Source organism: Pseudomonas sp. WS 5027 (assembly GCF_012985695.1).
Taxonomy (GTDB): domain Bacteria; phylum Pseudomonadota; class Gammaproteobacteria; order Pseudomonadales; family Pseudomonadaceae; genus Aquipseudomonas; species Aquipseudomonas hygromyciniae.
Window position 1 is genome coordinate 1 of record NZ_JAAQWU010000007.1, and the last position, 13,542, is coordinate 13,542.

Here is a 13,542-nt window from a genome sequence, read left to right on the forward strand (position 1 = left end):
TAGGGTAGAAAGGGCGGGACGAGAAGTCTCCCACGGTCCGTACTGGCTAGAGTCGGAATCGGGCTTTTAGTCGCCGCCCACCCCTTCAAGTCTAAACATACAAGCGGGCTTGCTCGCGAAAGCGGTCTGCCAGGCGACAAATAGCCATAACCTTGCCACACCAAGAAACAATTCCCCGAGCCATTCGCGACCCGCAAAACTGTTCCCATGACGTTTACGTCACCCTCCCTTGTGACCTTTCTTCACGGCCAGTTGCCATCACGGGTAAAGCGGTTACTCCGCTACACACTTCTAACCGGGAAAAACACGCACCATTTCAGTGCAAGTATTTAATTCGATGCCCTTTCCTGGATCAGAATCCACGGCGAAACCACCACCGCCCACAGGCTCGGATCACGCTCCACCAGGTCCAATGCCCGCGTCGCAGACACTTCGCCAAGGCTCCCCGAGGCTAGCCAGGCGGCCACTTTGTCCCGGCTATCCTCGGCCATGCCCTCGGCGGCTTCGATCAAATCCAGGCCCGCATCGACCCACAATAGGGCACCCTTGGCGAAGAACGGCTCAAGCTCCTTCCAGGAAATTTCCGCGGTTTCGCCGAGCAGCTTGGCATAGAGGGTGCTAGGTTCTTGCGTCATGGGAACTCACCTGAGGGAAAAATCGGCGCAATCATACCGTCGAGACTTCCTCAGAAAAACCCAGTTGCAATTGAGGCACCGATTGAAAGCGTCAGGAGCGCCAAGGATTGCCCGAGACTCTGGCATTCACTCGCCGCAATTCTGTCTTTTTCTTTCATTTAAGCGACATACCCGGGGTTTGCCCCCAGCAGCTAGCTTTTCAAGCGATCAACCGGCGCTCTACACTGTACCGGTACAGTTGCCAGGCCGCTGCCGGGGGGATATCCGAGATATCTGATCCGGTTCTGTAGCCCACAAGGCCGCTAGAACTATAAAAAATACAACAGTAAGAGTGGAGCACTATGAATAAGGCTACTAAGCAGATTTCCAAACTGTTTGCCGCTATGGTCCTGGCTGGAGTTGCCGGCCATTCGTTCGCAGCTGACACCATCAAGATCGGTATTGCCGGCCCTAAAACCGGCCCTGTGACCCAATACGGCGATATGCAGTTCATGGGCGCCAAGCAAGCCATCAAGGACATCAACGCCAAGGGCGGTGTCGACGGCAAAATGCTCGAAGCCAAGGAATACGACGACGCTTGCGACCCTAAACAAGCCGTTGCCGTAGCCAACAAAGTGGTCAACGACGGCGTCAAGTTCGTGGTCGGCCACCTCTGCTCCAGCTCCACTCAGCCTGCAACCGACATCTACGAAGACGAAGGCGTGATCATGATCACTCCGGCGGCTACCAGCCCGGAAATCACCTCCCGTGGCTACAAGCTGGTCTTCCGTACCATCGGCCTGGACAGCGCCCAGGGCCCAGCGGCCGGCAATTACATCGCCGACCACGTCAAGCCGAAGGTCGTTGCAGTACTGCACGACAAGCAACAATACGGTGAAGGTATCGCTTCTGCCGTGAAGAAGACCCTGGAAGAAAAAGGCGTGAAAGTCGCCGTGTTCGAAGGCCTGAACGCCGGCGACAAAGACTTCTCCTCGATCATCCAGAAGCTCAAGCAAGCCAACGTCGACTTCGTCTACTACGGCGGCTACCACCCAGAACTGGGCCTGATCCTGCGTCAATCCCAGGAAAAAGGCCTGAAAGCCAAGTTCATGGGTCCAGAAGGCGTGGGCAACGACTCCATCTCGCAAATCGCCCAGAAAGCCTCCGAAGGCCTGCTGGTCACCCTGCCGAAATCCTTCGACGCCGATCCTGCCAACAAGGCCATCGTCGACGCGCTCAAGGCTGACGGCAAAGATCCAAGCGGTCCGTTCGTGTTCCCGGCCTACTCGGCAGTTGAAATCATCGCTGGCGGCATCGCTGCTGCCAAAAGCGAAGACACCGCCAAAGTGGCCGCGGCCATCCACGCGGGTACCTTCAAGACCCCGACTGGCGATCTGAGCTTCGACGCCAAGGGCGACCTGAAAGACTTCAAGTTCGTGGTCTACGAATGGCACTTCGGCCAACCAAAAACCGAAGTTTCCCCTCAGTAAGCCAGGCGTTACTGGACAACAAGCCCACTGTGCAAGCAGTGGGTTTTGTTTTACGAGGTTTATGGGCCACGCACCCGCGATCCGGGTGCTGGTTCACCTGAAAATCTTAAAACCGTCACCAGCGGTTCGCTGGCAAATGCTTTGTGCAAATGTGCTCACAGAACACAGCACAAGGCTGGAAGATGACTCCACCAGTGAAATGCGTATCGGGTTTTTAGGAGCGCTGTAATGCCTGAGATCTATCATTTTTTCCAACAGCTGGTTAATGGCCTGACCATTGGCAGCACCTATGCCTTGATAGCCATTGGCTACACAATGGTTTACGGCATCATTGGAATGATCAACTTCGCCCACGGCGAGGTGTACATGATTGGCTCCTACGTGGCTTTCATTGCCATTGCCGGGCTGGCCATGATGGGTATCCACTCCCTGCCGCTGTTGATGACTGCCGCGTTCCTTGCGTCAATCGTCGTAACCAGTGCCTACGGCTACAGTATCGAACGCGTTGCGTACCGCCCCTTGCGTGGCAGCAACCGGTTGATCCCGTTGATTTCCGCCATCGGCATGTCGATTTTCCTGCAGAACACCGTATTGCTGTCCCAGGACTCCAAGGACAAGTCCATTCCCAACCTGATCCCGGGCAGTATTTCCTTCGGGCCGGGCGGTGCAGAAGAAGTCCTGATCTCCTACATGCAGATCCTGGTCTTCGTCGTCACCCTGATAGCAATGCTCGGCCTGACCCTGTTCATCTCCCGCTCCCGTCTGGGGCGCGCCTGCCGGGCCTGCGCCGAAGACATCAAGATGGCCAACCTGCTGGGCATCAACACCAATAACATCATTGCCCTGACTTTCGTCATCGGTGCCGCACTGGCCGCCGTCGCTGCCGTGTTGCTGAGCATGCAGTATGGCGTGATCAACCCCAATGCCGGCTTCCTGGTGGGGCTCAAAGCCTTCACCGCAGCGGTCCTGGGCGGCATCGGCAGTATTCCGGGCGCGATGCTCGGCGGGCTGGTGCTGGGTGTGGCCGAAGCCTTTGGTGCCGATATCTTCGGCGACCAATACAAGGACGTGGTGGCATTCGGTCTATTGGTTCTGGTGCTGTTATTCCGGCCGACCGGCATCCTGGGCCGTCCGGAGGTTGAGAAAGTATGAGCAGATATCTTAAATCGGCGTTTTTCAGCGCCTTGCTGGTTTGGGCCGTGGCCTTTCCGGTACTCGGACTGAAGTTGAGCATTGTCGGGATCAACCTTGAAGTACATGGCACCGGGCCAGTGACGCTGACCATCATTGCCCTGTGCTCGGTGCTGATGTTCCTGCGGGTACTGTTCACCCAGCAGGTCGGTGCGCTGCTCAAGTCCAACCGTGGCCCGCTGGTCTCGCCCAAGGTCAGCCAGTTCCTGACCCTGCCGCGTACCCAACGCTACATCATCATCGGCCTGATCGTGGCCGCGTTGATCTGGCCATTCTTCGGCTCCCGTGGTGCAGTGGATATTGCCACCCTGATCCTGATCTACGTGCTGTTGGGCCTGGGCCTGAACATCGTGGTGGGCCTGGCCGGGCTGCTCGACCTGGGTTACGTGGGCTTCTACGCGGTGGGTGCCTACACCTACGCGCTGCTCTCGCACTACCTGGGCTGGAGCTTCTGGATCTGCCTGCCACTGGCCGGCATGGCGGCGGCGACGTTCGGCTTCCTGCTGGGCTTCCCGGTGTTGCGCCTGCGCGGTGACTACCTGGCCATCGTGACCCTGGGCTTCGGTGAAATCATCCGCCTGTTCCTGCGTAACCTCACCGATATCACCGGTGGTCCCAACGGCATCAGCAGCATTCCCAAGCCAACGTTCTTCGGCTTGTCGTTTGATCGCTCCGCTGCCGAGGGCATGCAGACCTTCCACGAGTACTTCGGGATTGCCTACAACCCGGTGAGCAAGGTGGTGTTCCTGTACCTGGTCGCCCTGTTGCTGGCCCTGGCCGCGCTGTTCGTGATCAACCGCCTGCTGCGCATGCCGATCGGGCGCGCGTGGGAAGCGCTGCGTGAAGACGAAATCGCCTGCCGTGCGCTGGGCCTGAACCCGACCATCATCAAGCTCTCCGCCTTCACCCTGGGTGCCGCGTTCGCCGGTTTTGCCGGCAGCTTCTTTGCCGCTCGCCAAGGCCTGGTGACGCCGGAGTCGTTTACCTTCATCGAGTCGGCAATCATCCTCGCCATCGTGGTCTTGGGTGGCATGGGCTCGCAGTTGGGCGTGATCCTTGCGGCCATCGTGATGATCCTGCTGCCGGAACTGATGCGTGAGTTCAGCGAGTACCGCATGTTGATGTTCGGCGCCATGATGGTGCTGATGATGATCTGGCGCCCTCAAGGCCTGCTGCCCATGCAACGTCCACATATGGAGCTGCGCAAATGAGCCGCGAGATCCTGAAAGTCGAAAACCTGAGCATGCGCTTCGGCGGCTTGCTGGCGGTCAATGGTGTCGCCCTGACCGTCAAAGAGAAACAAGTAGTTGCGCTGATCGGCCCCAATGGCGCCGGCAAGACCACGGTGTTCAACTGCCTGACCGGCTTCTACAAACCGGCCGGTGGCAGCATCCTGCTGGACGGCCAGCCGATCCAGGGCCTGGCCGGTCACGAGATCGCTCGCAAGGGCGTGGTGCGGACCTTCCAGAACGTGCGGTTGTTCAAGGACATGACCGCAGTGGAAAACCTGCTGATTGCCCAGCACCGGCACCTGAACACCAACTTCTTCGCAGGCCTGTTCAAGACCCCGGCGTTCCGCAAGAGCGAGCGCGAGGCCATGGAGTACGCCGCGTATTGGCTGGACAAGGTCAACCTTACCGAGTTTGCCAACCGTCCGGCCGGCACCCTGGCCTACGGTCAGCAACGGCGCCTGGAAATCGCCCGCTGCATGATGACCCGCCCGCGGATCCTGATGCTCGACGAACCCGCCGCGGGCCTCAACCCCAAGGAAACCGAAGACCTCAAGGCGTTGATCGGTGTGCTGCGTGAAGAAAACAACGCCACCGTGCTGCTGATCGAACACGACATGAAACTGGTCATGAGCATTTCCGACCATATCGTCGTGATCAACCAGGGCACGCCATTGGCCAACGGGACGCCGGAGCAGATCCGCGACAATCCGGAAGTGATCAAAGCCTATTTGGGGGAAGCGTAAATGCTGCAATTCGAAAACGTTTCCACTTTCTACGGCAAGATCCAGGCCCTGCACGACGTCAACGTGGAAGTGCGCCAGGGCGAGATCGTCACCCTGATCGGTGCCAACGGTGCCGGCAAGTCCACCTTGCTGATGACCCTGTGCGGTTCGCCCCAGGCTCACAGCGGCAGCATCCGCTACATGGGTGAGGAACTGGTAGGCCAGCATTCGGCGGCGATCATGCGCAAGAGCATTGCCGTGGTCCCGGAAGGCCGTAGGGTGTTTGCCCGCCTGACCGTGGAAGAGAACCTGGCCATGGGCGGATTCTTTACCGACAAGGGCGACTACCAGGAGCAGATGGACAAGGTGCTGCACCTGTTCCCTCGGCTCAAGGAACGCTTCAGCCAGCGCGGCGGCACCATGTCCGGCGGCGAACAGCAGATGCTCGCCATCGGCCGTGCGCTGATGAGCAAGCCCAAGTTGCTGCTGTTGGACGAACCCTCCCTGGGCCTGGCCCCGATCATCATCCAGCAGATTTTCGACATCATCGAGCAACTGCGTAAGGACGGTGTGACGGTGTTTTTGGTGGAGCAAAACGCCAACCAGGCGTTGAAAATTGCCGACCGTGCCTACGTGCTGGAAAACGGCCGGGTAGTGATGCAGGGCAGCGGCGAGCAACTGCTGACCGACCCGAAAGTGCGCGAGGCATACCTGGGCGGCTAAAAACGGTTGCTCAATGAACCGGGCCTGTGGGACCGGGCTTGCCCGCGATGGCGGTGTGTCGGTGCTGGATGTATTGGCTGACACTCCGCTATCGCAGCCTCGCCGGGGCTCGACAGCTCCCACAGTTGATCTTCATCCAGCCTGAAATCCCGGCCCCACCACCAATCCCCTGTGGGAGCTGTCGAGCTTTAGCGAGGCTGCGATGACGGCGGAGCACGCACTGAAGATGTCGCCTGCTCCACCGCTTTCGCAGCCTCGCCAGGGCTCGACAGCTCCCACAGTTGATCTTCATCCAGCCTGAAATCCCGGCCACACCACCAATCCCTGTGGGAGCTGTCGAGCTTTAGCGAGGCTGCGATGACGGCGGAGCAGGCACTGAAGATGTCGCCTGCTCGACAGCTCTACACATTTACTTTGTGTGAATCGTAGAATTTGCGTTGTTTTCAAGTTTTCTTCGACCTACGTGTAACGATCCCCTCCCCCCTTTCTCTAGTGGGGTAAGCAAGCACAAACGCTTTCTTACCAACCTCACTGCTGGAGAAACACCATGACCACTACCACCCGTTCGCTGTCCGCCGCCACCCTCGTCCTCGCCCTGGGTTCTGCCTTGAGCCTGAGCACTCTGACCACTGCCGCCCATGCCGACGAGGCGAAGATGGAAAAATGCTTTGGCGTCGCCCTCAAAGGCAAGAACGACTGCGCCGCAGGCGCTGGCACCACGTGCGCGGGTACCTCGAAAACCGACTACCAGGCCAACGCCTGGAATCTGGTCCCCGAGGGCACCTGCATGAAGATGGAAAGCAAAACCTCGCCAACCGGTTTTGGCCAATTGGAAGCCTTCAAGGCCAAATCCTGAACTCCCTGCCTGAGTACTGACGATGACGCTTTCATCTCTGCCTGATGTCGCCCAGGCTCAGGCTCCCGGCCTTCCGCGCCGGGCCGGGCTGGGGCTCAAGAGCGAGCACTTCCAGCAAGTGCTCGCCACCCTGCCCGATATTGGTTTTTTTGAAGTCCACGCCGAAAACTACATGGTGGCCGGAGGGCCGTTCCACCACTTTCTAGGGTTGATCCGTGAGCATTATCCGCTGTCGCTGCACGGCGTCGGCCTGTCCATCGGCGGCGAAGGCGCGCTGAACCACGCCCACTTGGCGCGCCTGGCGGCACTGGTGGAGCGCTATCAACCCCACTCCTTTTCCGAACACCTGGCGTGGTCCAGCCATGGCCCGGTGTTTCTCAATGATCTGCTGCCCCTGGCCTATGACGACGCCGCCCTCAAGCGGGTGTGCGAACACATTGACCAGGTACAAAGCACGCTCAAGCGGCGCATGTTGCTGGAGAACCCGTCAACCTACCTGCAGTTCCAGCACTCCACCCTGGACGAAACCGACTTTATCAGCGAGGTCATCCGGCGCACTGGCTGCGGCCTGTTGCTGGACGTGAACAATGTGTATGTGTCCTGCATCAATCATCAGCAGGATCCGTTGGCCTACCTCAATGCCTTGCCTTTGCACAGCGTGGGCGAGATTCATCTGGCAGGTTTTGCCGAAGACACCGACAGCCTAGGTGATCGCCTGCTGATCGATGACCACGGAGCGCCGGTCGACAACGCCGTCTGGCAGTTGTATCAGCAGGCACTGCAACGTACCGGGCCGGTGGCTACGCTGATCGAGCGTGACAACGATGTTCCGGCCTTCAGCGTATTGCACGCCGAAGCCCGGCAAGCGGACCAGCACCTGCTGGCTGCGGCGGTGCCCCTATGAACCTGCACGGACGATTCGCCCAGGCCCTGCTTACGCCGGGCCAGCCATGCCCGGATGGGTTGTTCAGCCGCAATGGCGCCGATCCTGCCAGTCGTTTTGCGGTGTATCGCAACAACGTCCACAGCTCATTGATCAATGCCCTGGCCGACAGTTACCCGGTGACCCGGCAACTGGTGGGCGACCATTTTTTTCGGGCCATGGCCGGGGTGTATATCCAGGTGTACCCACCGATCAGCCCGCTGCTCCACGACTACGGCAGTGACCTGGCGGATTTTATCCAGGGCTTCGCTCCCGCTGCCGAGGTGCCATACCTGGCCGACGTCGCTCGGCTGGAGCGCTTGCGGATCAGTGCCTATCACGCCATCGACGCCCCGGTAGCCGACCCACAGGCAGTGGTGAACCAGCTGCAGCAGCTACTCAGTCTAGGTAACGTGCGCCTGCAATTGCATCCATCCGTTGCCACCTTGCGTTCGGACTACGCCGTGGTGGCGCTATGGGCTGCGCACCAAACCACCGACAGCATCGCCAAAATCGACCCCTGGCGTGGGCAAAGTGCGCTGGTCCTGCGCAACGGCCTGGAGGTGGAAGTGTTCTGCATCGACAGCGGCTGCGTGACCTTCATCAACAGCCTGAACAACGATTGGCCCCTGGAAATGGCGGTGGCGTACGCCCTCGACGCGGCCAGCGAATTCGACCTGCACCAATGCCTGGGGCTGCTGATCAACCACCGCGCCATCACCCAAATCAAGGTACAGCCATGAATACTGCCGCCCCGTGTCTGATTGCACGCGTCACTCAAACCTTCGAAAAAATCCCCTACAGTCTGATTGCCTTTGTCGCACGCTTTTCCATTGCGGCGGTGTTCTGGAAATCCGGCCAGACCAAGGTCCAGGGGTTTGCCGTCGACCTGGTAGACGGCACCTTCGAACTGGGCATGCCCCAACTGGCCAACTCCACCGTGCCGTTGTTTCGAAGTGAATACCGGCTACCGTTTGTGCCAGCAGAAGTGGCCGCGTACCTGGCCACATTCGCCGAACACTTTTTCCCGGTTCTGATTCTGCTGGGGCTTGCCACACGTTTTTCAGCGCTGGCGTTACTGGGCATGACCCTGGTGATCCAACTATTTGTCTATCCCGATGCGTACCCGACCCACGGCACCTGGATCGCGTTGCTGCTGGTGTTGATGGCCAAGGGGCCAGGACGGGTGTCAATTGATCACTGGATTGCCCGGCGCTGGCGCTAGAGCCGGTCCAACGCCTCGCCATTGCGCTTGAACCAGCCCACCAGGTAATCGGCCAGCACTTGGGTGCGACGCGGTAGCCCGCCCTGATACGGATGCACCAGGTACATGGGCATACTGCGGGTCTGATAATCACGCAAGAGCCAACGAAGCCGGCCGTCAGCCAATTCCACTTGCAACAGATAGGACGGCAGCCTCGCGATACCGGCCCCCACCAGTGCGGCTTTTTTCAGCAAGTTGTAGTGGTTGGAGGCAAAAGTGCCATCCACCCGCACTCGCAATAGCTCGTGCTGCTGGTGATACAGCCACTCCTCGCGCCCACTGTAGTGGCTGTTGAGCAAACAGCGGTGCCCGACCAGCTCCGCTGGTGTCAGCGGTTCACCGTATTGTTCCAGGTAAGCCGGGCTGGCACAGGTCATTTCATGCCAGGCCAACAACGGCTTGGCGACCAGGCGCTCATCGTTGGCAACCTGCGTGCGAACCGCCAGATCAAAGCCGTCCCTGGCCAGGTCGCGATAATTGTTGCTGAGATCCACCTCGACCTGCACTTGCGGGTACTGTCGGGAAAACTCCAGTAACAGGCCATCGAAGAAGGTTTCGCCCAGGGACACCGGAACCGTCATACGTACCGGCCCGGCCACATCATCTTTTAGCCGCGCCAATGCCTGACGTGCACGGTCCACTTGGATTACCAGCGCCTGAGCTTGTGGCAGCAGGGCCGCGCCGGCAGCGGTCAGATTCAGTCGGCGGGTGGTGCGGTGCAGCAACACCACCGAGAACTGTGCCTCCAACTGGCTGATGCGCTTGGACAACTGCCCCTTGCTGCAGCCCAGTTGCTGGGCGGCCAGGGTAAAACTACCGGCTTCGATCAGCACTGCAAACGCCGCCAGGTCGTCCATCTCGCTCATGGATTGTTTCCATTTGAAAACCAAAGGTTGCCTATTAGTGCGCTTATCTGCAGAAAAAACCACTCTAGACTGAAGGCTCACTTGAACCCTTTGAGGAATCACACCATGAAAATCCTGTTGATTGGCGCCAGCGGCACGGTGGGCTCGGCAGTCAAGGCTGAGCTGTCCCAGCGCCACGAAGTGATCAGCATCGGTCGCAAGAGCGGCGACTTTCACGTTGATATCAGCGACAGCGCTTCAATCCGCCAGTTGTTTGCGCAAACCGGCAAGTTCGATGCCCTGGTATGCGCCGCCGGCAGTGTGAACTTCGTACCTTTGGGAGAGATGGATGCCAGCCACTTCGACCTCGGCCTGCAAGACAAACTGATGGGCCAGGTCAACCTGCTGCTGATCGGCCGTGAATTCGCCAACGACGGTGCGTCGTTCACCTTCACCAGCGGCATCCTCAATCGCGACCCGATCCGCACCGGCGCCTCGGCCGCACTGGTCAATGGCGCCATCGATGCCTTCGTCAAGGCGGCGGCGATTGAATTGCCACGGGGCTTGCGCATCAATTCGGTCAGCCCGACCGTGCTGGTGGAGGCCATGGGCAGCTATGCGCCATATTTCAGAGGCTTCAAGCCGGCTCCTGCGGCGGACGTGGCATTGGCATACGCCAAAAGTGTTGAAGGCTTACAGACCGGACAGACTTACATCGTAGGCTGAAAGCATCACTCGAGCAGCGATGGCATCATCTCCATCAACTGGTCGCGGGGAATGGAAAACGTCAGGCCCGGGCCGTCGAGGACACTCTGAACCGTCGCGGTACTGAGCTGCCGGCCATTGAGATACAGCGTTATCCGTTTGTGCATGGCCAGCAGGCTCAGGGCTTTGGAACGCGCCCTGGCCTCGGGCGTCAGCGTCACGTCGACTCGAATAAACTCAGGCTGGAGCGCCGAGGTTTTTTTCAGGCTCACCGTGATCTCGGTAAAGTCGGTCTGCGAACTGTAGAACAGCTTGGCCGGCGCCTCGGCCCAGACCAGGGGCGCCATCCAGACCAGGGCGAAAAAGGCCCATCGAATGCGCATACAAGTGCTCCTTTGAAAAGCGTGAACGTTACACAAGGTTGGCACAGCAACCAGAGGAAAAGGCTTAAATCCCCGCTCCATTAAAATGCTGAAACCTAATCGTGCGTCATCGTCGGCTTGTGATGCGGCGCCAGCCTGCGTAACGTGGCGGCACTTGTCAGGAGACCCGATAATGCTTGCCGCCCGTACCCTTGCTCTGTTTGCCCTGCTGCCCTTGTTCGCTGCCTGCCAGGTGTTTGAACGCGATCCGGCGATGCCCTCCACTGCGGGCCTGACTCGCATGCAAGGCGAGTTGACGGCCATCGGCGACAAATTGCTGTTCCAGCCCTGCCATGACCAGCGTAACTACGTGGTCAACGATACCGGCGGTACCAGCATCCTCCAGGAAGCTGCGTCCCTGGCCGGCCAGCAAGGGGCGTTGTTTGCCGACTTGCGCGGCAAGTTTTCCGGGGTCGCCAGCGGCACCCAGGGCCAGGTGGAGCTGCAACAGCTGTACCGCGTCGAACGTTCGACCTCAGCCTGTGACGATCCGGACTTCAAGCGCATGATCCTGCGCGCCAACGGGCACAAGCCAGCATGGGCCCTGAATGTGACCAACAAGGGCATGGTCCTGCAACGCGAAGGCCAGCCACCGTTGCCGGTGCCTTATGTGGAAGAGCAACTGGGTGACGGCCGTTTCAACCTCACCACCGAAGCCAACGGCCAGCAGATTGAACTGTGGGTCGCGCCCCAGCGCTGCATCGATAGCGTCAGTGGCAGCCTGCAACACATGAGCGCCGAACTTCGGATCAACGGTCAGGTGCAGCGTGGTTGCGCGGCATTTGGCGGCTCGCGAGACGACTGATTCGACCCTGGGCTGTTTTAGCATGACGGGAAAGCGCCGTTGGGGCTTATAATCGCCGGTTTGCAAAACTGCCGGCCCTTCCAAACGCCGCATATCGGATCCTGTCATGCTACGAATCACCGAACTCAAGCTGCCCATCGACCATCCCGAAGAAGACCTGCGGCCTGCCATCGTGCAGCGCCTGGGCATCGCCAGTGATGATCTGCTCGATTTCACCCTGTTCAAACGCAGCTACGATGCGCGCAAGAAGTCGTCGGAGCTGTGCTTCATCTACACCGTGGACCTTGAGGTCAAGGGCGAAGCCGCCCTGCTGCTCAAGTTCGCCGACGATCGCAATATCAATGCCGCCCCCGATATCAGCTACAAGGTCGTAGGACAGGCACCGGCAGATCTGAGCGAGCGCCCTATCGTCGTCGGCTTCGGCCCTTGCGGGATCTTTGCCGGGTTGTTGCTGGCGCAGATGGGCTTCAAGCCGATCATCCTCGAGCGCGGCCGCGAAGTACGCCAGCGCACCAAGGACACCTGGGGCCTGTGGCGCAAAAACGTCCTCAACCCCGAGTCCAACGTGCAGTTCGGTGAGGGCGGCGCCGGGACCTTTTCCGACGGCAAGCTCTACAGCCAGATCAAGGACCCGAAATTCCACGGGCGCAAGGTCCTGCACGAGTTCGTCAAGGCCGGCGCGCCGGATGAAATCCTCTACGTCAGCAAACCGCACATCGGCACCTTCCGTCTGACCGGTGTGGTGGAAAACATGCGCCAGCAGATCATCGCCCTGGGCGGTGAGGTGCGTTTTGAACAGCGGGTCACCGACGTGCTGATCGAAGATGGCCAGTTGAATGGCGTGGTGGTCGCTGGTGGCGAACAGATCCTCTCCAAGCACGTGATCCTCGCCCTCGGCCACAGCGCCCGCGACACCTTCCGCATGCTCCACGGCCGTGGCGTGTACATGGAAGCCAAGCCGTTTTCGGTGGGTTTCCGCATCGAACACCCGCAATCGCTGATCGACGCGGCACGCCTGGGCAAGTATGCCGGGCACCCAAAACTGGGCGCGGCCGACTACAAGCTGGTGCACCACGCCAAGAACGGCCGTTCGGTGTACAGCTTCTGCATGTGCCCGGGCGGTACGGTGGTGGCAGCCACCTCCGAGCCAAATCGGGTCGTGACCAATGGCATGAGCCAATACTCGCGTAACGAGCGCAATGCCAACTCCGGGATCGTGGTCGGCATCACCCCGGAAGTCGACTACCCGGGCGGCCCGCTGGCCGGGATCGAGCTGCAGGAGCGCCTGGAGTCCCACGCGTTCATCCTCGGCGGCAGCAACTACGAAGCACCGGCGCAACTGGTGGGTGATTTCATCGCCGGCAAACCATCCACGGCCATCGGCAGCGTGGAACCTTCCTACAAGCCAGGCGTAGCCCTGGGCGATTTGGCCCTGGCTTTGCCGGACTTCGCCATTGAGGCCATCCGCGAAGCGTTGCCGGCCTTTGAGAAGCAGATCAAGGGTTACTCGCTGCATGACGCAGTACTGACCGGGATCGAGACCCGCACCTCGTCGCCGCTGCGGATCACCCGCGACGCGTCGATGCAGAGCTTGAATGTCAAAGGCCTGTTCCCGGCCGGCGAAGGCGCAGGTTATGCCGGAGGGATCTTGTCGGCAGGCGTTGACGGAATTCGGATTGCCGAAGCCGTGGCCCGGGATATCCTCGGCATCGAGGCCTGACAGCTCACCCGCAAACGCCCCTATCTATTGT

15 protein-coding genes are annotated in these 13,542 nt (G+C 59.8%); 12 read left to right on the forward strand and 3 right to left on the reverse strand.

Annotation, left to right across the window (positions count from 1 at the left end; genetic code table 11):
* Nucleotides 1-329 precede the first annotated feature (329 nt).
* A complete protein-coding gene (locus tag HBO09_RS10660; RefSeq protein WP_169996966.1) occupies nucleotides 330-635 on the reverse strand; it encodes a DUF2288 domain-containing protein in 306 nt (101 codons plus the stop codon).
* A gap of 341 nt (nucleotides 636-976) precedes the next feature.
* Between HBO09_RS10660 and HBO09_RS10665 the strand changes: the two genes are divergently transcribed.
* The 9 genes from HBO09_RS10665 (at nucleotide 977) to HBO09_RS10705 (ending at nucleotide 8,975) form a co-directional block, all read left to right on the forward strand.
* On the forward strand, nucleotides 977-2,104 hold the full coding sequence (locus tag HBO09_RS10665) for a branched-chain amino acid ABC transporter substrate-binding protein (RefSeq protein ID WP_169996965.1): 1,128 nt from the start codon (nucleotides 977-979) through the stop codon (nucleotides 2,102-2,104).
* Nucleotides 2,105-2,332: 228 nt separating this feature from the next.
* Entirely contained in the window at nucleotides 2,333-3,256 is a 924-nt protein-coding gene (livH, locus tag HBO09_RS10670; RefSeq protein WP_169996963.1) for a high-affinity branched-chain amino acid ABC transporter permease LivH, read from the forward strand.
* Complete coding sequence (locus tag HBO09_RS10675; protein ID WP_029297111.1) at nucleotides 3,253-4,506, forward strand: high-affinity branched-chain amino acid ABC transporter permease LivM; 1,254 nt, start codon at nucleotides 3,253-3,255, stop codon at nucleotides 4,504-4,506. The genes livH and HBO09_RS10675 overlap by 4 nt, the downstream gene beginning before the upstream one ends.
* Nucleotides 4,503-5,270, forward strand: a complete 768-nt coding sequence (gene livG, locus HBO09_RS10680) for a high-affinity branched-chain amino acid ABC transporter ATP-binding protein LivG (RefSeq protein WP_038446527.1) — start codon at nucleotides 4,503-4,505, stop codon at nucleotides 5,268-5,270. The genes HBO09_RS10675 and livG overlap by 4 nt, the downstream gene beginning before the upstream one ends.
* Nucleotides 5,271-5,972 (forward strand): ABC transporter ATP-binding protein, encoded by a 702-nt coding sequence (locus HBO09_RS10685; RefSeq protein ID WP_029297115.1) that lies wholly within the window; start codon nucleotides 5,271-5,273, stop codon nucleotides 5,970-5,972. It abuts the gene before it with no gap.
* Between the two features lie 547 nt (nucleotides 5,973-6,519).
* Nucleotides 6,520-6,828 (forward strand): DUF2282 domain-containing protein, encoded by a 309-nt coding sequence (locus HBO09_RS10690; RefSeq protein WP_169996961.1) that lies wholly within the window; start codon nucleotides 6,520-6,522, stop codon nucleotides 6,826-6,828.
* A 22-nt stretch (nucleotides 6,829-6,850) separates the two neighbouring features.
* Nucleotides 6,851-7,732 carry a DUF692 domain-containing protein gene (locus HBO09_RS10695; protein ID WP_169996958.1) on the forward strand — a complete coding sequence of 294 codons (882 nt, stop codon included), beginning with the start codon at nucleotides 6,851-6,853 and terminating at the stop codon, nucleotides 7,730-7,732.
* Nucleotides 7,729-8,493 carry a DNA-binding domain-containing protein gene (locus HBO09_RS10700; protein ID WP_169996956.1) on the forward strand — a complete coding sequence of 255 codons (765 nt, stop codon included), beginning with the start codon at nucleotides 7,729-7,731 and terminating at the stop codon, nucleotides 8,491-8,493. The genes HBO09_RS10695 and HBO09_RS10700 overlap by 4 nt, the downstream gene beginning before the upstream one ends.
* Complete coding sequence (locus HBO09_RS10705) at nucleotides 8,490-8,975, forward strand: DoxX family protein (RefSeq protein ID WP_169996954.1); 486 nt, start codon at nucleotides 8,490-8,492, stop codon at nucleotides 8,973-8,975. Before HBO09_RS10700 ends, HBO09_RS10705 begins: the two co-directional genes overlap by 4 nt.
* Here HBO09_RS10705 and HBO09_RS10710 read toward each other — a convergent pair.
* Entirely contained in the window at nucleotides 8,972-9,880 is a 909-nt protein-coding gene (locus tag HBO09_RS10710; protein WP_169996952.1) for a LysR family transcriptional regulator, read from the reverse strand. The two genes, HBO09_RS10705 and HBO09_RS10710, sit on opposite strands and share 4 nt — an antisense overlap.
* 105 nt (nucleotides 9,881-9,985) lie before the next feature.
* On the opposite strand from HBO09_RS10710, the gene HBO09_RS10715 reads away from it, so the two are divergent.
* The gene (locus HBO09_RS10715; protein WP_092234079.1) at nucleotides 9,986-10,585 is read left to right on the forward strand and encodes a short chain dehydrogenase; all 600 of its coding nucleotides are present in this window, start codon (nucleotides 9,986-9,988) and stop codon (nucleotides 10,583-10,585) included.
* A 5-nt stretch (nucleotides 10,586-10,590) separates the two neighbouring features.
* Here HBO09_RS10715 and HBO09_RS10720 read toward each other — a convergent pair whose 3' ends face one another.
* Entirely contained in the window at nucleotides 10,591-10,947 is a 357-nt protein-coding gene (locus HBO09_RS10720; RefSeq protein ID WP_169996950.1) for a hypothetical protein, read from the reverse strand.
* Between the two features lie 172 nt (nucleotides 10,948-11,119).
* On the opposite strand from HBO09_RS10720, the gene HBO09_RS10725 reads away from it, so the two are divergent.
* Both HBO09_RS10725 and HBO09_RS10730 read left to right on the forward strand, forming a co-directional pair.
* Nucleotides 11,120-11,791 (forward strand): hypothetical protein, encoded by a 672-nt coding sequence (locus HBO09_RS10725; RefSeq protein ID WP_169996948.1) that lies wholly within the window; start codon nucleotides 11,120-11,122, stop codon nucleotides 11,789-11,791.
* 106 nt (nucleotides 11,792-11,897) lie between these two features.
* Complete coding sequence (locus tag HBO09_RS10730; protein WP_169996946.1) at nucleotides 11,898-13,511, forward strand: NAD(P)/FAD-dependent oxidoreductase; 1,614 nt, start codon at nucleotides 11,898-11,900, stop codon at nucleotides 13,509-13,511.
* The last annotated feature ends 31 nt before the right edge of the window (nucleotides 13,512-13,542 follow it).